The 26,003-nt window shown below is 63.5% G+C and carries 21 protein-coding genes, 1 tRNA gene and 1 other RNA gene; 15 read left to right on the top strand and 8 right to left on the bottom strand.

What is annotated here, in order from left to right; all coding sequences use genetic code 11:
- The first annotated feature begins 88 nt into the window (after positions 1 to 88).
- From G410_RS0106315 to G410_RS0106280, 9 genes are all read left to right on the top strand, one after another.
- Positions 89 to 1,144 carry a cysteine desulfurase family protein gene (locus tag G410_RS0106315; RefSeq protein ID WP_022672809.1) on the top strand — a complete coding sequence of 352 codons (1,056 nt, stop codon included), beginning with the start codon at positions 89 to 91 and terminating at the stop codon, positions 1,142 to 1,144.
- Complete coding sequence (locus G410_RS0106310; RefSeq protein WP_022672808.1) at positions 1,141 to 2,241, top strand: cysteine desulfurase family protein; 1,101 nt, start codon at positions 1,141 to 1,143, stop codon at positions 2,239 to 2,241. The genes G410_RS0106315 and G410_RS0106310 overlap by 4 nt, the downstream gene beginning before the upstream one ends.
- Positions 2,242 to 2,246: 5 nt before the next feature.
- The gene (locus tag G410_RS0106305; RefSeq protein ID WP_022672807.1) at positions 2,247 to 2,582 is read left to right on the top strand and encodes a 2Fe-2S iron-sulfur cluster-binding protein; all 336 of its coding nucleotides are present in this window, start codon (positions 2,247 to 2,249) and stop codon (positions 2,580 to 2,582) included.
- Between the two features lie 4 nt (positions 2,583 to 2,586).
- The gene (gene bla / locus G410_RS0106300) at positions 2,587 to 3,501 is read left to right on the top strand and encodes a class A beta-lactamase (protein WP_022672806.1); all 915 of its coding nucleotides are present in this window, start codon (positions 2,587 to 2,589) and stop codon (positions 3,499 to 3,501) included.
- Between the two features lie 35 nt (positions 3,502 to 3,536).
- An RNA gene (gene ffs, locus G410_RS17670) (signal recognition particle sRNA small type) lies at positions 3,537 to 3,632 on the top strand.
- Positions 3,633 to 3,880: 248 nt separating this feature from the next.
- Complete coding sequence (locus tag G410_RS0106295) at positions 3,881 to 5,554, top strand: DNA polymerase III subunit gamma/tau (RefSeq protein ID WP_028971142.1); 1,674 nt, start codon at positions 3,881 to 3,883, stop codon at positions 5,552 to 5,554.
- A complete protein-coding gene (locus G410_RS0106290) occupies positions 5,551 to 5,886 on the top strand; it encodes a YbaB/EbfC family nucleoid-associated protein (RefSeq protein ID WP_028971141.1) in 336 nt (111 codons plus the stop codon). The genes G410_RS0106295 and G410_RS0106290 overlap by 4 nt, the downstream gene beginning before the upstream one ends.
- Before the next feature lie 78 nt (positions 5,887 to 5,964).
- Positions 5,965 to 8,376, top strand: a complete 2,412-nt coding sequence (gene lon, locus G410_RS15875; RefSeq protein ID WP_022672803.1) for an endopeptidase La — start codon at positions 5,965 to 5,967, stop codon at positions 8,374 to 8,376.
- A gap of 195 nt (positions 8,377 to 8,571) precedes the next feature.
- Positions 8,572 to 8,844 (top strand): HU family DNA-binding protein, encoded by a 273-nt coding sequence (locus G410_RS0106280; protein ID WP_022672802.1) that lies wholly within the window; start codon positions 8,572 to 8,574, stop codon positions 8,842 to 8,844.
- 157 nt (positions 8,845 to 9,001) lie between these two features.
- Here the strand turns inward: G410_RS0106280 and G410_RS0106275 are convergent, their stop codons facing one another.
- The 6 genes from G410_RS0106275 to G410_RS0106250 form a co-directional block, all read right to left on the bottom strand.
- Entirely contained in the window at positions 9,002 to 11,170 is a 2,169-nt protein-coding gene (locus G410_RS0106275) for a S46 family peptidase (RefSeq protein ID WP_022672801.1), read from the bottom strand.
- 134 nt (positions 11,171 to 11,304) lie between these two features.
- A complete protein-coding gene (locus tag G410_RS0106270) occupies positions 11,305 to 12,219 on the bottom strand; it encodes an oxidoreductase (protein ID WP_022672800.1) in 915 nt (304 codons plus the stop codon).
- Between the two features lie 58 nt (positions 12,220 to 12,277).
- Entirely contained in the window at positions 12,278 to 13,441 is a 1,164-nt protein-coding gene (locus G410_RS0106265) for an alpha-hydroxy-acid oxidizing protein (protein ID WP_022672799.1), read from the bottom strand.
- Positions 13,442 to 13,482: 41 nt separating this feature from the next.
- Positions 13,483 to 15,180 carry a M28 family metallopeptidase gene (locus G410_RS0106260; protein WP_022672798.1) on the bottom strand — a complete coding sequence of 566 codons (1,698 nt, stop codon included), beginning with the start codon at positions 15,178 to 15,180 and terminating at the stop codon, positions 13,483 to 13,485.
- Positions 15,181 to 15,310: 130 nt separating this feature from the next.
- A complete protein-coding gene (locus G410_RS0106255; RefSeq protein ID WP_022672797.1) occupies positions 15,311 to 16,087 on the bottom strand; it encodes a transglutaminase-like domain-containing protein in 777 nt (258 codons plus the stop codon).
- A gap of 67 nt (positions 16,088 to 16,154) precedes the next feature.
- Positions 16,155 to 16,880 (bottom strand): alpha/beta fold hydrolase, encoded by a 726-nt coding sequence (locus tag G410_RS0106250; RefSeq protein ID WP_022672796.1) that lies wholly within the window; start codon positions 16,878 to 16,880, stop codon positions 16,155 to 16,157.
- Positions 16,881 to 17,039: 159 nt separating this feature from the next.
- Here G410_RS0106250 and G410_RS15870 point away from each other — a divergent pair, with 159 nt between their 5' ends.
- On the top strand, positions 17,040 to 20,579 hold the full coding sequence (locus G410_RS15870) for a PAS domain S-box protein (RefSeq protein ID WP_022672795.1): 3,540 nt from the start codon (positions 17,040 to 17,042) through the stop codon (positions 20,577 to 20,579).
- A gap of 161 nt (positions 20,580 to 20,740) precedes the next feature.
- A complete protein-coding gene (locus tag G410_RS17360; RefSeq protein ID WP_162604078.1) occupies positions 20,741 to 21,754 on the top strand; it encodes a GGDEF domain-containing protein in 1,014 nt (337 codons plus the stop codon).
- Positions 21,755 to 21,833: 79 nt separating this feature from the next.
- Here the strand turns inward: G410_RS17360 and G410_RS0106235 are convergent, their stop codons facing one another.
- Entirely contained in the window at positions 21,834 to 22,553 is a 720-nt protein-coding gene (locus G410_RS0106235; RefSeq protein ID WP_245559304.1) for a retropepsin-like aspartic protease family protein, read from the bottom strand.
- A 5-nt stretch (positions 22,554 to 22,558) separates the two neighbouring features.
- Positions 22,559 to 22,632, bottom strand: a tRNA-Cys gene (locus tag G410_RS0106230).
- A gap of 202 nt (positions 22,633 to 22,834) precedes the next feature.
- Between G410_RS0106230 and G410_RS0106225 the strand changes: the two genes are divergently transcribed.
- The 4 genes from G410_RS0106225 to G410_RS0106210 all read left to right on the top strand — a co-directional run bounded on the left by G410_RS0106225 (position 22,835) and on the right by G410_RS0106210 (position 25,996).
- On the top strand, positions 22,835 to 23,503 hold the full coding sequence (locus G410_RS0106225) for a protein-L-isoaspartate O-methyltransferase family protein (RefSeq protein ID WP_022672793.1): 669 nt from the start codon (positions 22,835 to 22,837) through the stop codon (positions 23,501 to 23,503).
- A gap of 1 nt (position 23,504) precedes the next feature.
- Positions 23,505 to 25,046 (top strand): TolC family outer membrane protein, encoded by a 1,542-nt coding sequence (locus tag G410_RS15860; protein WP_022672792.1) that lies wholly within the window; start codon positions 23,505 to 23,507, stop codon positions 25,044 to 25,046.
- 70 nt (positions 25,047 to 25,116) lie between these two features.
- A complete protein-coding gene (locus G410_RS0106215) occupies positions 25,117 to 25,530 on the top strand; it encodes a DUF2497 domain-containing protein (protein WP_022672791.1) in 414 nt (137 codons plus the stop codon).
- A gap of 4 nt (positions 25,531 to 25,534) precedes the next feature.
- Positions 25,535 to 25,996, top strand: a complete 462-nt coding sequence (locus G410_RS0106210; RefSeq protein ID WP_022672790.1) for a hypothetical protein — start codon at positions 25,535 to 25,537, stop codon at positions 25,994 to 25,996.
- The last annotated feature ends 7 nt before the right edge of the window (positions 25,997 to 26,003 follow it).

The following is a 26,003-nucleotide window of genomic DNA, read 5'->3' as shown; positions in this document are numbered from 1 at the left end:
AGAGGGGGCGTCTCGTCCGGACGGACGGAGCGATAATTGATCCGCTATATAGAATTTGCCACGCAAACTGCAATAAAGATGGACGTTCATGACCAATTGCCCGCTCTACCTCGATCATGCTGCCACCACGCCGGTGCTTCCGGCGGTGCGTGAGGCGATGAACGACGCGATGGAACGCTGGGCCAACCCCAGCTCCCCGCACGCTGCCGGGCGCAGCGCCGGGCGCGCGCTGGAAGAAGCGCGGGCGCGCATCGCAAAAGCGCTGGACTGGGACGGCGAGCTGATCCTCACCAGCGGAGCCAGCGAATCCATCTCCATCGCCTTGCAGCGCGCGTCCGTCCCGGCGCATGCCGTGGGCGCGACCGAGCATGACGCCGTGCTGCGCGCGGCCCCGGATGCCTTTCGTCTGCCGGTCGAGCCAGACGGCGTGATCGCGTTCGAGGATCTGAGCGAATTTGCGGCGCATAGCCCCGGCGGGCTGTTTGCCGTGCAGCAGGTGAATAATGAGACCGGGGTCATTCAGCCGCTGGACGATATCGCGCAGATCGTCCGGCTGAACGAGGGCAAGCTGTTTGCCGATTGTTCGCAAAGCGCAGGCAAGCTGCCGCTTCCCACAGCCGCCGATGTGATCGCCATTTCCGCGCATAAGTTCGGTGGCCCGCCCGGCATCGGCGCGCTTTTGCTCCGCGATCTGTCGCTGCTCCGGCCGAGCGGCGGGCAGGAGCAAGGCTATCGCGCGGGCACGCAGAATGTACCGGGTGCCATCGGCATGGCGGTCGCGCTGGAACAGGATTTCGGCTGGCTGGCGCGCGCCGCAAAACTGCGCGCGATGCTGGACGACGAGATCGTAGCGGCGGGCGGGGAGGTGGTGGCGCACAGCACGCCGCGGCTGCCCATGATCGCCAGCTATCGCATGCCGGGCAAAAGCGCACAGGCGCAGCTGGTACGCTTCGACATGGCCGGTATCGCCGTTTCGGCTGGCAGCGCCTGCTCTTCCGGTACGATCAAGCCGAGCCATGTGCTGACATCCATGGGCTGGAGCGCCGAGGCGGCGGGCGAGGTGGTGCGCGTCAGCTTCGGCCCGCAAACCAGCGAGACCGATATCGATCGGTTTCTGACCCTCTGGAAGCAGATGACCCCATGAGCGATCCGATCTATCTCGATTATCAGGCGACCACGCCGATGGCCCCGGAGGCCGCCGATGCCATGCGCCACTGGATCGATGCGGGCTTCTGGAACCCGCATAGCAGCCATGGCGGCGGGCGGCAGGCGGCAGCGGCGGTGGAAGTGGCGCGCGATCAGGTGAGCGGATTACTGCCGGACGGCGGGCAAACCATCTTCACCAGCGGGGCGACCGAAGCGATCAATATGGGGCTGATCGGGGCCATGCGTTCGGGCCAGCGCCGCACCATCGTGACCATCGCCACCGAGCATGCCGCCGTCCGCGACACGGCTTTCTGGCTGGAACGAGAAGGGTACAGGCTTGTCCTTTTGCCGGTTGGGCCGGACGGACTGGTCGATCTGGAGGCGGCGCGCGCGGCCATCGATCACGATACCGCCATCGTGGCGGCCATGGCGGTCAACAATGAAATCGGCGTGATCCAGCCGCTCGATGCCCTGGCGGATATGGCCCATGGCGCGGGCGCGCTGTTCTTCTGCGATGCCGTGCAGGGCTATGGCCGCATCGCGCTGCCTGTGATGGCGGACATGATCGCGATCAGCGCGCACAAGATCCACGGCCCCAAGGGCATCGGCGCGCTGTGGCTGCGCGATCGCGTGCAGATCGAACCGCTGATGCATGGCGGCGGGCAGGAGCAGGGGCTGCGATCGGGCACGCTGTCGCCGGCCTTGTGCGCAGGCTTTGGTGCCGCCGCCGCAATTGCGCGCGTGCGCCGCAAAGAGGATGCCGAGCATGTGGCCCGGCTGTGGGAAGAGGCATCCGCGCTGTTCGCCGACTGGACGGTCAACGGGTCGACCGGGCAGCGCTATCGCGGAAATCTGAACATTCGCCGGGACGGGCTGGACGTCGGCAGGCTGATGTCCGACGTGCGCGGCGTGCTGTTTTCCGCCGGATCGGCCTGCGCCAGCGGGTCGGGCCGCCCCAGCCACGTGCTGGAAGCGCTCGGTCTCGCCGATACGCAGATCAGAAGCTCCATCCGTCTCGGTTTCGGGCGGTATAGCAGCGTGCAGGATCTGCGGATTGCTGCGGACTTGATCAATCGGGCCGCAAAGGCGCAATAAGGCATATGGTGAAAGTTACATTCCTGTCGAGCGATGGCGAAACCGAGCAGCATGTGGAAGGCGCGCCGGGCGATAATCTGCTCCGGCTGGGCCAGGCCAATGGCCAGCCGCTGGAAGGCACCTGCGAGGGGCAGATGGCCTGTTCCACCTGCCATGTCATTATCGATGCGAACTGGTTCGACAAGCTGCCGCCCGCCAGCGAGGAAGAAGAGGATATGCTCGATCTGGCCGCCGGGGCACGCCGCACCAGCCGCCTGAGCTGCCAGATCGACCTGACCGAGCAGCTCGACGGGCTGACGGTGCGCATTCCGGGCGAAAGCCGCAACATGCAGGGGGTCTGACGGGGTGCGCCGGCTGCTCCTTCTGGCGGCATGCGCCGGGCTTGGTGGCTGTTCCGTGCTGGCACCGGTAACGGAAATCCTTGCGCCCAAACCGTTTTTCGCCCCGCCGTCCGATTTGGGGGCGCAGATGGTCGCGATCGAGACGGAAACCGGCGGGCGCCTCGGCGCTTTCGTTGTCGATGCGGACGGTAAATCCTTGCTGGCCTATCGCGCCGATGAGCGGTTTGCGATGTGCTCGACATTCAAGACGCTCTTGGCCGCGATGGTTCTGGAAGGCGTTCAGCAGGGCAGTTACGATCTCGATCAGCCACTGGCGTTCGATCCGGCCGATCTGGTCGGCTATTCGCCTTATGTCGAGCGATATGCCGCCGTCGGCTCGGTCACGCTGGGCGGCGCGGCGGGCGCGGCGGTTTCGCTGAGCGATAACAGCGCGGCAAATCTGCTTTATGATCTGGTCGGCGGGCCGGGCACACTGTTCCAGTGGCTGCGCACGACCGGCGACAAGGTGAGCTGGCCATCGCGGCTGGAGCCGGATCTCAACGAGAATGCGGCCGGAGACATGCGCGACACCACCACGCCCGCCGCGATGGGCAAGACGCTGCATCGGCTGCTGACCGGAAACCGACTGAACAACATCTCCAAAGCGCAGCTGGAAACATGGCTGCGTGCCAGCGAAACGGGCGGCGCGCGGATTCGTGCCGGCCTGCCCGCGCGGTGGGTGGTCGGTGACAAGACCGGGACCTGCGGCTTTCCCAACCCGGCCTATAATGACGTGGCGGTGGTGCGCCCGAGCCCGCGCACGGAGCCTTATGTCATTGCGGTCTATCTCGATCGTCCGGCCACCGATGCGGCAGCGGCGGATGCGGCCATCGCCAAAGTGGCGGCCCTGGCGGCCAGCGGAATTGCAGCCGATCGCTGATCTTGCATTCGCGCCGGGTCTTCGCCATATGCCGTTCGGGAGTCGGGCGGACGTGGCATTCGCCAACCCGGTCAGGTCCTGACGGAAGCAGCCGTAACGATATTCGCTGCGGGTCGTCCGGCTCCTACTTTTCCTGACAGGTCAGTGCACTGCACGATGCGCGCGACAGCGCGGCACCGTTTATCCACGGATTTTGCCGCGCGCGGTTCGACAGGGGGCATTTGCCACCCTACATTGCGCCTCGATGCCTGATTCCAACGATCTCGATCTGACGCCGCGCGATCCCGATATGCCGGAGGATGCGCTGGGCCTTGGCCTGCCCGAGCCCGCCGCGCCGCCGCCTGCTGCCGCCCCCGCGGCGGCCAGCGTGCCCGAAACGGTGACCGGCACGGACCCGGCTTACCGGGTGCTGGCGCGTAAATATCGGCCGCAAAGTTTCGATGCGCTGATCGGCCAGGATGCGATGGTGCAGACGCTGGCCAACGCCATCAAGCGCGACCGGCTGGCCCATGCCTTTCTGATGACGGGCGTGCGCGGGGTCGGCAAGACGTCGACTGCGCGCCTGATCGCCAAGGCGCTCAACTGCATCGGTCCGGACGGGCAGGGCGGCCCGACGATCAGCCCTTGCGGTGTCTGCGAACCGTGCCGCGCGATTGCGGAGGGGCGGCATATCGATGTGATCGAGATGGACGCCGCCAGCCATACCGGTGTGGACGACGTGCGGGAGATTATCGAGGCGGTGCGCTATGCCGCCGTGTCGGCGCGCTACAAGATTTACATTATCGACGAAGTGCACATGCTGTCCAAAAACGCCTTCAACGCGCTGTTGAAGACGCTGGAAGAGCCGCCGCCGCATGTCAAATTTCTGTTTGCCACGACCGAGGTGCAGAAAGTGCCGGTGACGGTGCTGTCGCGGTGCCAGCGCTTCGACCTGAAGCGTATTCCGGTGGACCTCTTGGCGCGGCATTTTGCCGAGATCGTCGAGAAGGAAGGCGTCACTGCGGCGGACGAAGCGGTCGAGCTTGTCGCCCATGCCGCCGAAGGATCGGTGCGCGACGGGCTGTCCATTCTCGATCAGGCGATCGCGCATGCCGATATGGACGGCGATGGCCGCGTTACCGCCGATCAGGTGCGCGACATGCTGGGCCTGAGCGATCGCGGCGCGATCCGGCGGCTGCTCGGGCTGCTGCTGTCCGGCGACGTGGCGGCCATGCTCGGCGCGCTGAAGGAACAGCATAGCCTGGGGGTGGAGCCGCTGGCGATCCTTTCCGGCCTGCTTTCCGAAGTGCATCTGGTGACCATTGCCAAAGCGGGGGGCCATGCCGATCCGTCGCTATCCGAAGAAGCACGCGCGGCGCTGAAGGAATGGGCGGACCGCCTGTCCTTCCCCGTGCTGCATCGTCTCTGGCAATTGCTGCTGAAAGGGCATGATGAGGTGCGCGGTGCCGCCATGCCGATGCAGGCATGCGAGATGGCGCTGCTGCGCCTGATGCACGCCGCGACCTTGCCCGATCCGGGTGAGCTGGCGCGAATGCTGACGGAAGGCGGCCCGGCGCCTGCCGAGCCGGAATCGGCCCCGGCGCCGCCGCAAATGTCCGCACCCGATGCTGGCGACACCAACCCAGGCGAGAGCCCGCCGTGGAGCGGCGCCAGCGACACGGCACAGGCCATGCCGGGAGATTTCGCCGCATTGATCGATCTGGTGGAGCCCGAGCGACCGCTGGTTGCCGCAATCATGAGCGACGCCATGCGCCTGGTGCGCTATGCGCCGCCGGAGCTGATCTATCAGCCTGCCGGGCGCATGCCCAACGGGTTCGAGAATGATGTGCGCGATGTCCTGTTCAAGCTGACCGGCGAGCGCTGGACGGTGGGAGAGGGCGCGGGCGAGGCGGCCCCTTCGCAGGCCGAGCAACAACGACAACAGGCGGACGCGGCGCGCAAGGCGCTGATGGAATCGCCCTTGGTCAAGGCGGCGCTGGAAGCCTTTCCGGACGCCGTCATTCTGGAAACACAGTCGGACAATGATCCGCAGCAATGGAGCGCAAGCGCATGAAAGATATGGAATCGATGATCAAGGCCGCGCAGGAAGCGGCGCAGAATATCCAGAAGCAGATGGAGGAATCCCAGGGCAAGCTGGAGACGATCGAGGTCGAGGGCGTCGCCGGTGGCGGCCTCGTCAAGATTGTCGCCACCGCCAAGGGCTCGATCCGCTCGGTCGCGATCGACGACAGTCTGATGGTGGCCAGCGAAAAGCAGATGCTGGAAGATCTGGTGGCCGCCGCGCTCAACGATGCGCGCGACAAGGCCGATGCCGCCGCGCAGAAGGAAATGGGCGATATGACCGCCGGTCTGCCGCTGCCTGCGGGCTTCAAGCTGCCTTTCTGAGGCGCGGTTGAAGGGCACGGGGCCGCCCACCATATATGGGGTTACGCCGCATGGGAGTTTGCGGCGCTGGGAGTAGATATGAGTCAGTCTTTACCGCTGTTGCCGCTGCGCGATATCGTTGTGTTTCCGGGCATGATCGTGCCTCTTTTCGTCGGTCGTGACAAATCCGTCGTCGCGCTGGAAAAGGCGATGGAGAGCGACAAGGAAATCGTCCTCATCGCACAGCTCGATCCGGCCGAGGATGATCCGGGCCGCGACGATCTGTATGAAATGGGCGTGACCGCCACGATCATGCAGCTGCTGAAACTGCCCGATGGCACCGTGCGCGTGCTGGTTGAAGGCAAGCAGCGCGTCGCGTTGGAAGATATTGACGAGCGGGACGGCTATTGCGCCGCGCAAGTCAATTTCCCCGAGGAAGCGCCGGCCGAGGGCAAGGACGTGCAGGCGCTGATGCGCTCGGTGGTCGATCAGTTCGACAATTATTCCAAGCTCAACCGCAAGCTGCCGGCGGAAACCGCCGTGCAGCTTAGCGAGATCGACGATGCCTCCGCGCTGGCCGATGCCATTGCCGGCAATATCAATATCAAGGTGGCCGACAAGCAGTCGCTGCTCGTCGAGATGGATATCATGAAGCGCCTGGAAATGGCGTTCGCCTTCATGGAGGGCGAGCTTGGCGTGCTGCAGGTCGAAAAGAAGATCCGGGGCCGTGTGAAGCGCCAAATGGAAAAGACCCAGCGCGAATATTATCTGAACGAGCAGATGAAGGCGATCCAGCGCGAGCTGGGATCGGACGACGGCGAGGATGGCGATGAGCTGGCCGAGCTGACGTCCAAGATCGAGAAGCTGAAACTGTCCAAGGAAGCCAAGGCCAAGGCGCAGTCCGAGCTGAAGAAGCTGAAGGGCATGCAGCCGATGAGCGCCGAGGCGACCGTTGTGCGCAACTATCTTGATACGCTGCTTGGCTTGCCCTGGGGCAAGAAGTCGCGGCTCAAGAAGAACATCGCCGAAGCGCAGGACGTGCTCGATGACGATCATTATGCGCTGGAAAAGGTGAAGGACCGGATCGTCGAATATCTGGCGGTTCAGGCGCGCACCAACAAGCTGAAGGGGCCGATCCTGTGCCTCGTCGGCCCGCCCGGTGTGGGCAAGACCTCGCTCGGGCGCTCCATTGCCAAGGCCTGCGGACGCGAATTTGTCCGCCAGTCGCTGGGCGGCGTGCGCGACGAGGCGGAAATCCGCGGGCATCGGCGCACCTATATCGGCTCACTGCCGGGCAAGGTGGTGTCGAACCTGAAAAAATCCGGCACGATGAACCCGTTGTTCCTGCTCGATGAGATCGACAAGCTGGGCCAGGATTTCCGCGGCGATCCTGCCTCTGCGCTGCTCGAGGTGCTGGACCCGGAGCAGAACGGCAAGTTCCAGGATCATTATCTGGAAATCGACATCGATCTTTCGGACATCATGTTCGTCTGCACCGCCAATACGATGAACCTGCCGCAGCCCTTGCTGGACCGGATGGAGATCATCCGGCTGGAAGGCTATACCGAGGACGAAAAGGTCGAGATTGCCAAGCGCCATTTGATCGAAAAGCAGTTCGATGCGCACGGGCTTGCCGAAGGCGAGTTCGAGCTGACCGAAGACGGCCTGCGCGATCTGATCCGCTATTATACGCGCGAAGCCGGTGTCCGCACCCTGGAACGCGAGATTGCCAAACTGGCCCGCAAGGTGCTGCGCGGTATTCTCGAGAAGAAATATGAGCGGATGACGGTGACGCCGGATAATCTCTCCGATTTTGCCGGTGTGCGCAAATTCCGCCACGATATCGGCGAGGAAGAGGATCAGATCGGTGCGGTCACCGGGCTGGCATGGACCGAGGTTGGCGGGCAACTGCTGACCATCGAGGCCGTGACCGTCAGCGGCAAGGGCCAGATCCGGTCCACCGGCACGCTTGGCGATGTGATGAACGAATCCATCCAGACCGCGCTCAGCTTCGTGAAGGCGCGCGCACCGAGCTATGGCATCAAGCCCAGCCTTTTTGCGCGCAAGGACGTCCACATCCACCTGCCCGAAGGGGCGGTGCCGAAGGACGGGCCATCGGCGGGCGTGGGCATGGTGACGGCGATCATCTCGACGCTGACCGGCATTCCGGTCCGCCGCGAAGTTGCGATGACCGGCGAGGTTACGCTGCGTGGCCGCGTGCTTCCGATCGGCGGCCTCAAGGAAAAGCTGCTGGCGGCGCTGCGCGGCGGCATTACCAAGGTTCTGATCCCGGAAGAAAACCGCAAGGATTTGGTCGAGATCCCGGACAACATCACCTCCGGGCTGGAAATCGTGCCGGTGAGCCATGTCGATGAAGTGCTGGCCCATGCTCTTACCGAGAAGCTGGAAGCGATCGACTGGACCGAAGCCGATGAGCTGGCGGCCTGGTCGCAAAGCGCGGTGCAGCCGGATACGGCGGCTGGCGTGCAGGGGCCAAAGGTTACGCACTGATCGCCGATACACCCTCTGTATCTGTTTCCGGCCCATGGCGGCGCGGCGGCGATACAGAGGGTGGGACTGGCGCTGAACCGCAGAATTGCGGGATTATCCTTTGACAGTCCGCTCTGGCTGCTTCTAACTCGCCGCTACGGCAAAGCCGCGATTCAAGCGAATTGACAAAAAAATTAGAAGAGGGGGTTCCCGCCAATGAACAAGCAAGATCTCGTCAATCAGGTGGCCGATACGAGCGGTCTGAGCAAATCCGATGCCAGCAAGGCCGTGGAATCGGTGTTCGACACCATCACGTCCACGTTGAAAGACGGCGGTGATGTGCGCCTTGTCGGTTTTGGCACATTCTCCGTGTCGCAGCGCAAGGCCTCTACGGGCCGCAATCCACGGACCGGTGAACCGATGACCATTCCGGCATCGACGCAGCCGAAGTTCAAGGCCGGCAAGGCGTTGAAAGACGCCGTCAACTGAGCCAGCCGGCGCAATCGCGCTCGGCAGACGTTATGAAGTTTGAAACGGGTAGCCTGCCGGCTGCCCGTTTTTTTTGTGTCTTTAATATGTGGGCGACTGTGCACCCAAAGGCGGCGCGTTTGCCAATGGCCCTCCCCGGTGGGGGAGGGCCGGCAGATCAGTTGACGATGTCCATTTCCGCGATCAGCGCATCGGCATTATCGACCTTGTCCATCGTCCACAGCATGTAGCGCGTGTCGACATGGATGGTGCGGGTGGTTCTCGGGTCGAAATCCCAATCCGAATTCACGCTTTCGAATGTGCCATCGAACAGCAGGCCGACCAGTTCGCCGCGCGCATTCAGCGTGGCCGAACCGGAATTACCGCCGGTGGAATCGAGGTCCGACAGGAAGTTTACCGGCACGGAGCCCAAGCCCTTCATATCATAGGCGCCATAGTCTTTGGCACGGATCAGATCGAGTTCCTGCGCGGGCGCGTTGAACGGTTCTTCGCCGGTGTCCTTGGCGGTGATCCCTTCCAGCGTGGTGAAGGGCGCATAGATCAGGCCGTCCTTGGGGGACCCGCCAAGCACGGTGCCATAGGTCACGCGCAGCGTGCTGTTGGCATCCGGATAGGTGATCTTCCCGTTCTGGCGCTGCCATGCGGTGATGGCTTCCATATAGGCAGGGCGCAGCGCCATGCCGCGGCCAGCGCGGTCCTTGCTTTCATCCTCCTGCGCCCGGTCCCGCGCATACAGCGCGACGGCGAGTTTCAGGAACGGGTCCTTGCTGGCTTCGATCTCGCTCGCGCTGGCGTCCATCAGTGCCAGACGTTTGTCCGCTTCACCGAGGGAGGTGCCCGCATAATAGCTGTCCAGCTTCTTGCCCAAAGCGGCGTCCGATAGCGTCGGCGTCAAACCGAGGGCCTCGTCAAACACGGTCACATGCGCCGCTTCGGGCTGCGCCTTGTAATCGTTCAGGAACATCATCCATTCCGCCTTGTCGACGGCAGGATCGAAGCGCCGGTCGAGCGCCTGCAGGCCCTGGCGGAAGAAGGTCATGTCCCGTTCCTGAAAACCGGGCGCACGCTCCGCATTGGGCTTCTGCTTTTCCTTGGCGAGGCGATAGAGGCGCTGCGCGGTGCCCAGAAGCTGGGAATTGGTCGCAAAATTATACCAGAAATCCTGACGGGCCGCCGCTGCGGACTCCGCCGTCAGGGCATCCAGACGGGTGATCGCATCGCCATAGCCGCTGCGCGACGGATCGGCGGCAATCCAGGCGTTCAACGCCGTTTCCCGTTCGCGCCGCCGATCGACGAGCCCCACGCTGCGCGCCCCTTGGATCTGGCCGCGCAAGTTCTTCTCATAATTGTTGAGGCCGGCGAGACGCGCCTCATATTTCACGCGGGCGTCCGATCCTTCGGGCGCGGTCGTCTCGATCGTGTCGATCCAGTTGTTCAGCAGCGTGATATAGGTCGGATATTGCCAGTCGAAGGTGTTCTCCACCTCGGCAAGCCGGGCATAGCGGCTGGTGGAGCCGGGATAGCCGGCAGCCATCACGAAATCGCCTTCCTTCAGGCCGCTCGCGCTGACCTTCAGATGATGCTCCGGCTTGTAGGGCACATTGCTTTCGGCATAGTCCGCCGCCGATCCGTCCGGCGCGACATAGGCGCGATAAAAGCCGAAATCGCCGGTGTGGCGGGGCCACTGCCAGTTATCGACATCGCCGCCATATTTGCCGATGGAATCGGCGGGCGCATAGACCAGCCGGACGTCGCGAATTTCCAGACGCTTGATGAGCTTGTACTGATCGCCGCCATAAAAGCTGGCGACCTGACAGCGATATCCCGGCGCTTCTTCGCATTCGGCGACGATGTCCTTCATCCGCTGTTCGATGAGGTTGTAACGGGCCAGGCCGCCGAGCGCCTGTGTGCCCTCGGTCATGCGGGCGGTCACATCGCTGTCTTCGGTGGTGACGTAGATCCGGCTGCCGGGCGCGGCGGGCACTTCGTCCGCCATGCTCTTGGCCAGGAAACCGTTTTCCAGATAATTCTGCTCGGCCGTGGAATTATACTGCACCGATCCCCGCACGCAGTGATGATTGGACACGACCAGACCCTGCGGAGACACAAAGCTGGCCGAGCACCCGCCCAGCGAGACGATGGCACCCATCGGAAAACCGGTCAGGTCGGCCAGCCGCTCGGGGTCGATCTTAAGCCCGGTTTCCTTGAGATCCTCGGCAATCTCCGGCAGCTGATCGGGCGTATACATCCCTTCCTTGGCGGCGGCGGGCAGCGCAGTAAGCGCACTTCCCAGCAGCAGAGCGGTTGCAAACGTCTTGGCGTGCATCTCTATCATCCTTTCCCCGGACGCGGCTTGGGCGCGCCCTTCTATTGTGGGCGAAGGGATAGCCAAAGCAGGCCGAGAGGCAAGCCGGTTTGACGCGCCAAAGGCAATCGGTCCGGTTCGGTCCAGCCTTGGCTCTAGATGGCAGCGAGACCCGGATCGACGCCGGTCATCTCCACCGACAGATCCCACAGGCGCTGGGCCGCTGCATTGTCACGGCTCGCCTTGGACGAACCGACCTTCACCGCCTTGCCGCGCGTTTCGAACATCTGGTTCGGCCCGCAATAATCGCCGCCGGACACACCGCGCGCGGTGGCCGCCATCAATGTAGGCCATGCCCCCTGGGCGGAGCTGTTGAACAGCGCCCCTGTCGCCGGGCCGAGTTTCTGCATCGGGGCGGGCAGATGGCGGGTCAGCTCCGTCGCGGCCATGCCCGGATGCGCGGCGACCGATATGGTCTTGCGTCCGGCACCGGCCAGCCGCCGATCCAGCTCATAAGCGAACATGAGGTCCGCCAGCTTGGACTGCGCATATCGCGCCCAGGCGTCATAATGATCGTCGGCATTGATATCGTCGAAATCGATCTTGCCGCGCTTGTGCGCGATGGAGGAGGTGGTGACCACGCGGCTGCCGCGCGTCTCACCCAGTTTCGCCAGAAGCAGGCCGGTGAGGGCGAAGGGCGCCAGATAGTTCACGCCGAATTGCGATTCGAACCCGTCCTCGGTGCGGCCCATGGGCACCGCCATGATCCCGGCATTGTTGATCAGGACATCGAGCCGGGGTTCCTGCTTCACCCGCTCGGCCGCGATGCGGACGCTGGCCAGATTGGCCTGATCCAGGGCGATGAACTCCAGCCGGGCGATCGGATGCTCCGCCTTGATGCGGTTCATGGCTTTCTTCGCACGCTCTTCGGAGCGGCAGCCCATCAGGACGCGCGCATGTTTGCCTGCCAGCACCCGCGCTACATGAAAGCCGACCCCGGAATTGGCACCGGTTACGAAGATCGTTCGCCCACTCTGGTCCGGTACGTCTTTCTCGGTAAATCCACTCATCGCGATGCTCCCTATGGTCCTTTGGCAGACAGCGCGCGGTGGGCCAGATGGTTTCGTTTCAGGCCGTCCGCTTTGCCCCGGCCGCGCGGACCGCTTCCACCGTGGGATAGCCGTTTACCGCCATCAGCAGATCCGCCTCGGCCAGAATGCAGCGCAGCACATGCTCCGCGCCTGCCGCGCCGCCCAGCGCCAGGCCATAAAGATAAGGGCGGCCCACGCCGACCGCCGTGGCGCCGAGCGCCAGCGCCTTGATCACATCGGTGCCGGAGCGGATGCCGCTGTCGAACAGCACCGGCACATCGCCGCTGGCGTCCACCACATCGGGCAGCATATCGATGGCCGCGATGCCGCCATTGGCCTGTCGCCCGCCATGATTGGAGCAGTAGATCGCGTCCGCGCCCTCATCGATCCCGCGCCGTGCATCGTCGCCATGGCAAATGCCTTTGAGGATGATCGGCAGCTTCGTGATGGACTTCAGCCAGGCCATATCCTCCCAGGTCAGCACCTTGCCGAAGGTGGCGGCCCAAGTGAAGATCGCGGCCTTGGGGTCTTCCTCCGGCGGCTTTTCCAGGCGCGAGCGGAAGACCGGATCGCTGAAATAATTCTGCAGAACATGGCCGCGAAGCTGCGGGAAATTGGCGGTGTTGAGATCGCGCGGCCTCCAGCCGGTGACCCATGTATCGAGCGTCACCTGGATCGCCTTATAGCCTGCCGCCTCGGCGCGGCTGACGAGGCTTTCGGCCAGTTTCTTGTCCTTGGGCGTATAGAGCTGGAAGAAGGCGGGCGTATCGCCGCAGGCGGTCAGCACGTCCTCCAGCGGATCGTTGGACAAGGTGGAGCTACTGAACGGCACGCCGGTGGCCGCCGAGGCCTGCGCCGCCGCGATATCGCCATGCTCGTCCTGCGTGGCGATTCCGTTGACGCCGATGGGGCTCATGAAAATGGGCGTGGGGAGTGTCATGCCGAGCAGGTCGATCGACAGATCGCGTTCCCGGCAATCGACCATCATGCGCGGCGTCATGCCCCAGTGGCGGAAGGCGGCGGCATTCTGGCCTTGCGTATATTCATCGCCGCAGCCGCCCTGCACATAGTTCAGCACCGAAGGCGGCATCGCCTTTTCCGCACGCGCGACGAGGGTGGCGTAATCGACCGGGATCTTGGGGATGATGCCGGAGAGGCCCGCATTGTAGATCTGGTTCTGATAGTCGCCATAATGGGGCATGGGATGTCCTCTGCTGCTGTTTCCGCGCAACGACGTCGTGATTACCGGCGCGCCGCCGCCGTCTCCTCGCGGATGGCCTTGAACTCCGATCCGTCCTTCCAGCCGGGCCAGCGGTCCGAACGCGCCAGATCCGCGCCGATAGCGTACATCAGGGAAATATCCTGCACCGCGCCGGCCAGATCCCAGTCGTCGGACACTGCGTCGCACGCCTGATGGTAGCAATTGCCGGTATAAGCATCGACCCATGCCTGGCCCGCTTCCTTGCCGCCATCGACCAGATCGGTCGCCCCGCTGATGCCCATCATGAGCAGCACCGGCACGCCGCGCTTGGCCATGGAGAAATGGTCCGCGCGGTAGAACAGGCCGCGCTCGGGCAGGCTTTCCGGTGTTACCGTGCGGCCCTGCGCTTTGGCATAGGTCGCCAGATCATCCTCCAGCGTGCCCTGACCCTTGCCGATCAGCAGGACATCCTTTGCCTTGCCCGCCGTCTGAAGGATATCGAGCGTCAGATTGGCGACGGTCGTTTCGATCGGATAGATCGGATCCTGCGCATAATATTCGCTGCCCAGCAGCCCGCGCTCCTCGGCAGTCCATGCGGCGAACACCACGCTGCGTTTGGGCGCTTCGTCCGCCTTCATCAGCCGCGCGATTTCCATCATGCCGGCAATGCCCAGCGCATCGTCATTGGCGCCCGCGCGGTAGATTTTGCCATTCTCGTCCGGCGGGCCTTCGCCATAGGCATCCCAGTGCGCGCCATACATCACCACCTCGCCGGGGCGCGTTGTGCCGGGGATCTTGGCGAGGACATTCTGGCTCTTCACCACCTCCTGCGTCACCGGGAAACGCGCGGTCATGGTCGCCTTCAGCGGCACTGGCCTGAAGCTGGCCGAGCGCGCCTGCGTGCGCAGCTTTGCCAGATCCTGCCCGGCATCGGCGAACAGCTTTTGCGCGGCATCGCCGGAGATCCAGCCCTGCAGCGCCAGACTGGTGACGTCTTCCGGCTGCCGCACGATATCGTAATTCTCGCCGCCCGGACTCTCCACCACGTTCCAGCCATAGCCCGCGGCCTCGGTCTCATGCACGATCAGCGCGCCGATGGCGCCGCGCCGCGCGGCCTCCTCGAACTTGTAGGTCCAGCGGCCATAATAGGTCATGGTCCGGCCCTTGAACTTGCCGCTCACCGGCTCGTTTTGCTGCGCAGCAAAATCGGGATCGTTGACCAGGAAGACGGCGACCTTGCCCTTCAAGTCCTGCCCCTTGAAATCGTCCCACTGCCGCTCCGGCGCATCGACGCCATAGCCGACGAAGACCATGTCTGCCCCGTCAATCGCGGCCATGTTTTTGGGTTGCAGCGTGGAGACATAGACATCCCTGGGAAAGGTCCAGTCGGTCGTCTGGCCGCCAACGGTCACCTGCAACGTCTCGGGCGTGCCAAGCTGCGTGTGCAGGAGGGGGACGGCTTGCGTCCAGCCGCCGTCCACACCGCCCGGCTCCAGCCCCAGCGCCTCGAACCGGCCGATCAGATAGCCTATGGTCTTGTCTTCACCGGCCGTCCCGGGCGCGCGGCCTTCGAACTGATCCGATGCCAATGTGCCGGCAATCTCGGTAAGCGTCTCGGCGTCGATCCCGGTTTGCCCGGCCTGCGCGGTGCGCAGCGTTTCGGGGGCGGTCTGTGCCAGTGCCGGGGCTGCGGCGGTGGTCAGAAGAGCGAGGGCAAGGGCTTTGGCGGTTGCAGTCATGAAGGGCAGGGCTCCGGCGGGTGGAAAAGGAAAATGCAGTCTAGGGACAAAAAGCCGGTTTTGGCCATCCCCCGATGCATTTCAATCCGCGCGCCGGTCCGCACCCTTCCATGCGAAGGGCCGGGCCGGATCAGACCGGGGTGACCTCCACCGACTGGGCGTTCATCTGCGCAAAGCCATAGGCGGTGAGAAAGGATACGTCGGCCGCGTCACGGCCCACGCCGATTTTGGCCATGCCGCCCTCTTCGGCCATGCCGGTGGCGTCCACCAAATGCCATTGGCCGCCCAGGAAGACTTCGGCCACCGCGTGGAAATCCTGCGGTTCGACGCCCAGTGCGTAGACGGCTGCCACGCGCGCCGGAATGGCGGCGGCGCGGGCCAGCGTCACCATGACATGGGCATAGTCGCGGCACACGCCTTCGCGCTTGACGAAGGTTTCCAGCGCGGTCGTATCGCTGCTACTGGAGCCGGGCACATAGGAAAAGCAGTCCTTGATCCAGTCCCGCATGGCGATGATCTTGGCGCCGCCCTGAAGCGATCCGAAATCGGCCTCGACAAAACTCTGGAACTGGTCCGAAGGGCAGTAGCGCGATGGCCAGAGATATTCGACCGTCTCGCCCGGCAACTGATGCGGCGGCACATATTCCAGATCGCCGAGATTACCCAGAATGCGGTCGATCCGTACGGTGGACTCATAATCGAAAATGCACTGGCCCTCGGCGCGCAGCCAGATCCGCTCCCCGATATCGTTATGCCCGCCAACCCGCGCGAAATGCGCGCAGTTCGGCAAGGCGATATGCGCTTTTTCCACCGCCTGTTCTGGGATGATGGCCGCTTCGATCTGCAGCAGAATGTCGGTCGGTTGCTCGAAATAATAGTCGAGCCGCGAATGGATATGGATTTTCATAAAAGCCGCAACGTTACGCTGGGCAAAATGGGGCCGAGCCTATCAAATATTCCTGGCGTGCACGGCGTCATGTGGCGGCCATCTCTTCCAGCGCGGAGACCAGGGCATCGGGCGCGCTGTAGAAAGGCGAGTGATCGCTGTCGATCGTGACAACGGGATCGCACGGAAGGCTCGCCAGCATGGCGCGCTGCAAGGCGATCGGCACCGCCTGATCATCGCTGCACGCAATATAGCCGCGCGAAACACGGCCGAAACGCGCCGCACTCAGCTGCGCGGGCGTGGCGAAGCTGGTGGCGGGTTCGGGCACCAGACGGTCCACCGATGCCGCCGCATCCTGCGCGCCGCAGCGATGGTAGAGCAACGGCACCGTCATGCCCCGCTTGACGACCATGAAGCCCTCGGCCGCGCCTGGTTCGATCACATCGGGTGTAACGCCGCCTTTCACGGTGGCGGCGGTGCGGCCGATGCTCGCGCCGTCCGGCAGCAGGAATGCCGCAAGATACACCAGGCGCGCAATCTTCTCCGGAATACGCTCGGCCACTTCGCTGATGAGCAGCCCGGACCGGCTATGCCCGACAAGGACGACCGGATCGGATTGCGCCTCGATCAGCTCGACCAGCTGCGCCGTCCAGGCGGCGATGGTCATCTGTTCGGCCACCTGCGGCTGGCCGCGTGCCATGCCGATCAGATCCGGCGCGGTCACGCGGTGACCGTTCGCTTCGAGCAAGGGGATAACCGTTTCCCAGCACCAGGCCGCGTGCCATGCGCCGGAGACGAGGACGAAATGCGCCATGTCAGCAGCCTCCCTTCGAAAAACGGGCGGCCGGCGGATATGGGTGAACGTCTGGGGCTTGGGTCATCCCGCTGGCCTATCCCAGCGCGGGCGCGCATACCAGCCATGTTGCGCCATCCCCCTTAGATTGCGTTAACCAATTTCTGCGATGGCAGGATGATGACCCTATTTGCGCGTTCGCATATCCCCGCTTTTTCCATCCTGCGCGTGGCCATTGCCGGCGCTTTGGCGCTGGCCGCGATCTATATTCTTCTGGGGTGGATGAACGTCCAGCTGACGTTCCAATATGGCCGGATCGCCGCGGTCTGGCTGCCCAATGCCATGCTGCTGGCGATATTGCTGCGCACGCGCGCCGCATGGCCGGACATGTATCTCGGCATTGCCTTTGTGGCCAATGTGCTGCTGAACCTGGCCTTTGGAGACGACCTGTCCACCGCCCTCTTGCTTGGCATCGGCAATTTTGTGGAGGTGGCGCTCACGCTGTGGGTGGTCCGGCGCTTTTACGGTCAAAACCCCGATATCGCCGAGCCGCGCATGCTCAACATCCTGCTTGGCATCAGCATCGCCATGCCAGCAATCTCTGCGGTTTTTCCGGGGCTTGCCCTTGCGTCTCCCGGTAGCTGGTTCGACCAGGAAAGTGCGATCAAATGGTATTCGGCCCATGCCCTGGCCATGGCCACCGTCGTGCCGACGATGCTTATTCTCATCGATGGCTGGCGCGCGCGCAAACGTCCCTCGGCGCAGGATCTTATAGACTGGTCCAAGCTGATCGTCGGCACCGTCCTCGTGGCCGCGGCGATTTTCGGCCAGACCAGTTATCCGCTGCTGTTTCTGGCCTGTCCTCTGGTGCTGGTGGCCGCGTTCCGTACCGGCTTGCTGGGGACGGCGGTGTCCATCGTCATCGTATCGGTCATCGCATCGGCGGCAACACTGCAAGGTAGCGGCCCGATCATGCTGGTCGATGGCGATCTGGGGTACAAGCTGGCGACGTTGCAGCTGTTTCTGGTCACCTGCTTCATGATCGGTCTGCCGGTCGCCACCGTGCTGCAGGGGCGTGCGTCGATCGCTGCCGAGTTGCTGGAGAGCCGCAACCTGTTCGATCAGGTGCTGCAGAATATGGGCGAGGTCGTGTTCAAGACCAATGCCCGGGGCGAATGGCTGTTTCTCAACAGCGCCTGGGTCAACATGACCGGCTATTCGGTGGATGAAAGCCTTGGATGGTCCACCAGCAGATTGCTGGTAGAAGAAGACAAGATAGCCTCCCTTGCGGATTATGGGCGGCTGGTCGGCGGGCATATTGACAGCATGACGCTGCACCAGCGGTTCGTGCACCGCGATGGATCCATCCGCCATATCGAGGTGATGGTGCGCCGCCTGGGCGACGAGCATGGCAATTTTACCGGCACTATCGGCAATATCCGTGACGTGACGGACACAATCGCACAGCAACGTGCGCTGATCGAAAGCGATCGCCGCTTTCAGGCGCTGGCCGATCTGGCCCCCGTCGGTATCTTCCGTACCGAAGTCGACGGCGGTTGCAGCTATGCCAACCGTGCCTGGGAGAACATGGCGGGCATCGCCAACGGACGGTGGAGAGGCACCGGCTGGAGCAGTGCCATGCATCCGGACGATCTGGACCGCGTTGCGCAGGGCTGGGGCTCAGCCGTTGCCAACCGGACGGAATATGAGGGGGAGTTCCGCTGGCTCCATGAAGATGGCGCGGTCACCTGGGTCAGCGTCATGTGCGCGCCGGAAAGCGATATGGACGGCAACTATGTCGGCTATATCGGCGTCACCATCGATATTACCGAGCGCAAGACCAGCGAGGCCGAACTGGCGCTCCGTCAGCAGGAACTGACGACATTGGCGAACAACGTGACCGATGCGGTCATGCGGCTCTCGCTCGACGGCATATGCCTGTACGCCTCGCCATCATGCGGAAAGCTTCTGGACATTCCGCCGGAGCAACTTGTGGGCCAGAACGTCATGACCGGCTTCCACCCGGACGATGAGGACAGGGTTCAGCAGGCGCTGGGCGACATGATGGCAGGCCAGATGGAAGAACTGATCATTGCCTATCGGGCTGAAGATCGGACCGATCGGGGCAGCTATGCCTGGCTGGAGGCCAATTGCGGCCTCGTGCGCGGACAAGATGGTACCCCGGCAGAAGTCATCGCGTCCATCCGCAACGTGACCATGACCAAACAGATGGAACAGGATTTGCGAGAAGCCCGGCGCAAGGCCGAGCATGCCGCGCGGGCCAAGACGGCTTTCCTAGCCAATATGAGCCATGAGATCCGCACGCCGATGAATGGCGTGATCGGTTTTACCGAGCTTGTTCTGGCCGGTGAACTGGAGAGCGACCAGCGCCGCAAGGTGGAACTGATCGCCGATTCCGGCCGGGCCATGATGCTGTTGCTCAACGACATTCTCGACATGGCGAAGATCGAGGCTGGGCAGATGGATGTGGTGGAAGAGCCGGTCAATATCGTGCGCCAGTTGCATGTCACCAGCGAGTTGATGGCGGGCGCTGCGGCGTCCAAGGGCCTCGATATCCATCTGGATATCCCCGGCGATCTGCCGGAATGGATCGTCGGAGATACCCTGCGGCTTCGCCAGATCCTGCTCAACCTGCTCGGCAATGCGACGAAATTCACCGAACAGGGGAGCATCGCCATTGCCGCGCGCGTGGCCGGTTCGCACGACGGCGACATGCTGGAGATCGCCGTGAAGGACAGCGGCATCGGCATCGCGGAAAGCCGGTTGCAGCGCATTTTCGATCAGTTTGCGCAGGCCGACAGCGGTATCGCCCGCAAGTTCGGCGGAACCGGCCTCGGTCTGGCCATCAGCGCCAGCCTGGCCAAGAAAATGGGCGGTACGATCAATGTGGAAAGCGAGCCCGATGTCGGCTCCACCTTCACCCTGCGCATTCCCCTGACACCCTGCGCAGCGCCCAAGCAGGGGGCGGACAAATCGTTCGACAATCAGGCGCCGACCCCGGCATCGGACCAGATCGGCCGCGTGCTGGTGGCCGAGGACCATGACATCAATCAGGAATTGATGCGCCAGATGGCCGATCGTGCCAACATCGCGATCGAGATCGCAAGAGACGGGCAGGAAGCGATCGAAATGGTCGAGGCGGCGCAGCAGGCCGGCACGCCATTTGCCATGGTGCTGATGGACATGCAGATGCCACGGCTCGATGGTCTTTCCGCCACCAGAGCGCTGCGGGCCAAGGGGTTCGATGCGGCCACCCTGCCGATCTTTGCCCTGACCGCGAACGCCTTTTCCGAAGATATCGACGCCTGCCGCGACGCTGGCATGCAAGGCCATCTCACCAAGCCGCTGCGCACGCGCGATTTCGTCGCCACCGTACGCCGTTGGGGCGGTGTGCGCGGCGAGACGGCCGCCGCGCCCGCCACGAGCCGGAAGAAATCGCTTCGAGAGCGTTATGCCGATCGCAAGAAGGAAGCGCTCGAGATATTTTCCAGGGCCTTGCGGGAAAACAGGATCGATGACGCCGCGATCGACGAGTTGGCCGATCAGCTCCACAAGATATCCGGCACGGCCGGTTTCTTTGGAGAGGCGGATCTGGGGGAACAAGCGCGGGACTATGAAGAGCGGCTCAAAAAGGCGGCGCCCGACAAGCGGACGGACATGATCGCCGAAGCGGCTGCGCTGCTGGACAATGCGGCCTGACTTGGCATGTGGCAGAACTTGCGCTAGCAGCGCGGCGATATAGAAAAAGCGTTTCGATACAGCTTGATATCAGGACATCGGCCGGAAATGGTAATTTCTGCAATGTTTTGATAACTCATGCATGCTAATAAATGCGCTCTCGAACAAAGGACATGCAGACGTTGGCGAGCTTGGCATTTCTCAAATCCAAGAAGCAGCGTAGCGCAGATGCGGATGTCGATGACGTCGGCCACCGTGTTCTTGGCTGGCTGCGCGAGAAGGAGCTGAGTTCCACTCCGTCCAACTATTCTCTGATCTACGATTATATCGCACGCCCGGATGGCCTGTTGGCCCGGGCGATCGACAGCATCCTGATCGCAGGTGACATGATCGATCAGTCCATGCTGGATCATATTGCGCAGGGCATGGCGGCAGCCTCCACCGACAATGGCGCACAGGAAGAGCAGAACAGCGTCTTGCGCCATCAGGCCCGGCAACTGGCCGAAGTGACGCAGGGCGCGGCCGATGCGAACGAACATTTCGGCCGTGGTCTGGCGTCCGATCTCGATGGGATTGAGAATAGCCCGGATCAGCTGATTTCACAGGTGCAGCAAATGATCGCGCGGACGGAGCAGACGGAACAGCAGCTTGCCCATGCGCTCAACAAGATCGATCTGCTGCGTGAAGAGGTGGAGGCCGAACGCGGCAATGCCGGCTGCGACGCGCTGACCGGCCTGCTCAACCGCCGTGGCATCCAGCCCACTCTGGATGCCGTTTCCGCGCGCGATGTGGTGGCGATCATCGATCTGGATCACTTCAAGAGCATGAATGACAGCCATGGCCATATGGTCGGCGACCGCATTCTGAAGCTGGTTGCCACATCGCTGAAGGCGAGTTTCAGCGATCACGCCCTCGCACGCTGGGGCGGCGAGGAATTTATCGTCGCGATGAAAAACACGTCGTTGAAGGATGCGACCAGAATGGTCGACGATGCGCGCGCCGATCTCAGCAAGCGCCGGGTCCGCCTTCGCGAAACGGATGAGCTTATCGGCTCGATCACCTTTTCCGCCGGTCTGGCGCTGATCGGCAAGGACAATTGCGACCAGGCGCTGAAGCGCGCCGACGAAGCCCTGTATCTGGCAAAGCAGAATGGCCGCAACCGGGTCGAGGCGGCACGCGCCAATCGGCCCGGCTGATCGCCGGGCTGAAAGGGTTCGGCTGAAAGGGCTGGGCAGGCGGGCGGCGCGCGGCCAGCTCAGGCGTGGAGGCGGCGGTTCAACCCGCCTTTCCGGTATCCGCTGCGCTGTCGCTGCCGGGCGCACTATTTCCCTGCGGATCGAGGATCAGCGTACGGCCTTCGACGCGCCAGGATTCCAGCTGCGACAGAAAATTCATGCCGAGAATGTCGACGCCCAGCGCTGGCGTGACGACGGCGTTCAGATCGCGCGCCACGATCCCGCCCACTTGCAATTGTGCGATCCGCACGCTGCTGGCCTGCACGGTGCCATTGGCGGTGCGGATCAGGACGGGCACCATCCCCGGCCTGCCTTCGACCCCGGCCTCCTCAGCGGTCGCCGGGCTGAGCGCCGTCATCGTTGCACCGCTGTCGATCAGCATGCGCCGTTCCACTCCGCCGATATCGACCTCCGCCCAGAAATGGCCGTCGGCCGCCATGGGGATGCGTACCTCTTCGCCCACAACCTCCTGCTGCTGAATGCCCAGCGCTTCGGTCATCCGCGCCAGCGTGGGATCATAGGGGGCATATTGCATCAGCAGATAGATCCCGATGGCCATGATCCCGAGGGAAAACAGCCCGCGCAGCGCCCGGCCGATGAACGGCAGGCGGAACAATATGCTCAGGAGAACGGCAACGCCAAGCGCCACGAGCGCCACCGACTGCCAGTCGGACAGATCTGAAAAGGTCATGCCGATGAAGATAGGAACGCGGGCTTCGAAGAACCAGCTATGGCGGCCGATAGCGCCGATCTGCGCCACGCATTTGGAGGCCCGAGCCGGAATCGAACCGGCGTGCGAGGATTTGCAGTCCTCTGCGTCACCACTCCGCCATCGGGCCTCGAATGCGGAAGCGCACGCCATTGTGGATTTGGGGCGGGCTTGTCAAGCGCCGGGTCGTCACAGCGTTGCGGATTTCGCCGTTGGACCGCGCTGGTCATCCGTTCGTCCAAAAGCGGGTTGGCGCTGCCTTGGGCGGCGGTTAAGAGGAGGAAGGGAATAGCTGTATTGCAATACTAACACAGCTGCTATAGGGCTTCATTATGCATGATAATCATTTCCAGCTAATGCGCGACGCGATGATCGACAGCCAGCTTCGGCCGTCGGGCGTCAATGATCGCGCGATCATCCGTGCCATGGCCACCGTGCCGCGCGAGGAATTCGTGCCGGCCAGCCGGACCGAAGTGGCCTATGCCGACCGGTCCGTGCCGCTTGGCGATGAGCGTTATCTTGCGCCGCCGGTCGCCCTTGGGCGGTTGCTGACAAAGGCGGAGCCGCGCGCGACCGACCGGGCGCTGATCATCGGCGCGGGCACCGGATATTCCGCGGCCGTGCTGGCGCATGTGGTGGCGCATGTCACGGCGCTCGAATCCGACGGCAATCTGCTGGAAGCCGCCCGTACGCGCCTGTCCGGTAAAGCCCATGGCCAGCTCGGCGACATCGAACTGGTCGACGGTCCGCTGACCGACGGGCATGCGCCCGGCGCGCCATATGATCTCATCCTGATCGACGGGGCGGTGGAGGACGTGCCGGACACCATTGCCGCGCAGCTTGCGGATGGCGGTCGCCTGGTCTGCGGTCTGGTGGACAACGGGCTCACACGGTTGGCGATTGCCCGCAAGCGCGGCGACGTCGTTCGTCCTGTCGCGTTCGAGGATAATGAAGTGCCGGTGCTGGCGGGATTTTCCCGCGCCAAGGCGTTTCAGTTTTAACATGACCAGGCGCGCGCGATATCTGGCGGCGGCCGCCGTTGCCGGCCTGCTGTCTGCTCCGGCCGCTGCGGATACGCTGCGCGAGGCGCTGGTCCAGGCCTATAGGAACAATCCCACGATTACCGGGCAGCGCGCGCAGCAGCGCGCAACGGATGAGACGGTGCCGATCGCCAAGGCCGATGGCCGGCCGCAGGTGAACGGGCAGGGCACCTTTCAGGAAAGCATCTACAATTCCAATCCGTTTTCGAGCCGTCAGGCGGTGGCGGCACTCGATCTGGCCGTGCCGATCTATAATGGCGGCGCGGTAAAATATTCCGTGGAAGCGGCCGATCAGCGGGTGGAAGCCGGCAGGGCCACCTTGCGTGGAACCGAGAGCAGCATCTTCAGCCAGACGGTTGCAGCCTATATGAATGTGGTGCGCGACGAGGCGATCGTGCGGCTCAACCGCGCCAATGTCGGTGTGCTGACGATCAATCGCGAGGCGACGAGCGACCGCTTCCAGATCGGCGATCTGACCCGCACCGATGTGGCGCAGGCCGAAGCGCGGCTGGCCATTGCCCAGAGCGACCTGGAAACCGCCCGGTCCAACCTGATCCAGTCGAAGGAAAATTACATACAGCTGGTGGGCGAGGCGCCGACAGGTCTTGAGCCGCCGCCGCCATTGCCCAATCTGCCCGAAGCCCCCACCATGGCGGTGGACATCGCGCTCGACAACAATCCCGATCTGATCGCCGCGCGCCAACGGCGCGAAGCGGCGGCCTATGATGTGCGTGTGGCGCAGGCCGGTCGGTTGCCGCGCGTGTCCGGCTTTACCCAAGGCAGCTATGCCAATTTCCTTGGGTCGGTCATCACCAGCAATTTTGCGCCCATCGGCCAGCAGGATCCCGGCAATCCCAATATCGTCATTCCGGCGGCGCCAAATTCGCAGGAAAATCTGGCCGTCGGCGTGCGGGTGAATTTGCCGCTCTATCAGGGTGGCCGGGTCACCGCGCAGACGCGGCGGGCACAGGCGCTGCTCGGCGTGGCGCAGGAGCAGGAAATCGCCACCGAGCGGTCGATCATCGCGCAGGTGCGCGGTGCCTATGCCAGCTGGCAGGCATCGCAGCAGGTGATCCAGTCCAGCCAGATCGCGGTGGAATCGAATCAACTGGCCCTGGAAGGCGTGCGGGCCGAGAACAGCGTGGGCAATCGCACCATCCTGGACATTCTGAACGCCGAGCAGGAGCTGCTCAATTCGCAGGTGCAGTTGGTCGCGGCGCGGCGCAATGCCTATGTCGCCGGCTTCACGCTGCTCGCCGCCATGGGCCGTGCCGAGGCCGAGGATCTGGGCCTGGAAGGCGGCACTTTGTACGATCCGCTGACCTATTATGATGATGTGCGCGGACGGCGCGGCGACTGGTCACGCGAGGATGATCCGCTGCCGGTGGCATCGCGCACCGTTGACACCGTGCCCCAGACCGCCCCAATAGAGCCCTTGTCCGAAGACATCGGGCCGGGCAGCGCCGCGCGCAATCTTTACGGGCCGCGCCGGCCGATCGATTGAAGTCCGTCAGGGTGCTGCCGCACCGTCCTTGGGGAAGGGCGGTTGGCAAAGCCGGACAGGGGAGCAGAGCGTGAGCGAGCGGGAGCCAAGCATGGAAGAGATCCTTTCCTCGATCAAACGCATCATTGCGGAAGACAATCGCCGTGCCACCGAGTCGCGTCAGCGGCCCCGTGCCGATTCGGTCTTGGAACTGACCGAGGATGACAGCGTCTCGGACAAGGAGGATGACCGGGATGGGGCAGACGATGACGGCCTGCTGGAAGCGGACAAGGCCGACACGCTGAGCGCATCGCTTTCCGCGCTGGCCACGCTGGCCGAACCGGGGGCGAGCCCGCAGATCGTGCGATCGGGCGAAACCTCGATCGAGCAACTGGTGCGCGAGATGCTGCGCCCGATGCTGAAGGACTGGCTCAACCAGAATTTGCCGCCCCTTGTCGAGAGCATGGTGCAAAAGGAAATTCAAAGGATCACCCGCAAGGGCTGATGCCGTGACCGCCTGCGCCATCCTGCTCGGGCTTGTCGCTATTCTGAAATTCACGCCTGACATCGCGATGGCCAGGTGGCTGTCGCGCTGGTGCGTCGAGGAACCGGCGGCGATTCTGAATCGCTTTGGCCCCGGCCAGATGATCGGTGGCATGGCGTTCATCCTATTGATCTGCGTGCTGATCCATGCCGAGGCGGGGGAGGCGCTCCATCTGCTGGGCATGTCTTCGCCCGAGATCGTGATGCTGTTCTCCACGTTCGAGATCAACCTCTATGCCGATCTGGTGGCGACGGGCCTGACGGCTTGGTTTGTGCGGCCCGGCCTGTCGGTGCGCCGCTGGATGGGCACGGCATCTGGACGCCGTTCTGGCCAGCCCCGGTCGCGTGCCAGGCGCAGGCGCAGACGGATGCCTGGCAGAAAGGCCGCCAATGACGATGAACCGGGATATGGGCGCATCGCCGCCTGATTTCCCG

The organism is Novosphingopyxis baekryungensis DSM 16222 (genome assembly GCF_000420305.1).
In the GTDB taxonomy this organism is placed as follows: domain Bacteria; phylum Pseudomonadota; class Alphaproteobacteria; order Sphingomonadales; family Sphingomonadaceae; genus Novosphingopyxis; species Novosphingopyxis baekryungensis.
This window is presented reverse-complemented; position numbering and strand designations above follow the sequence as displayed.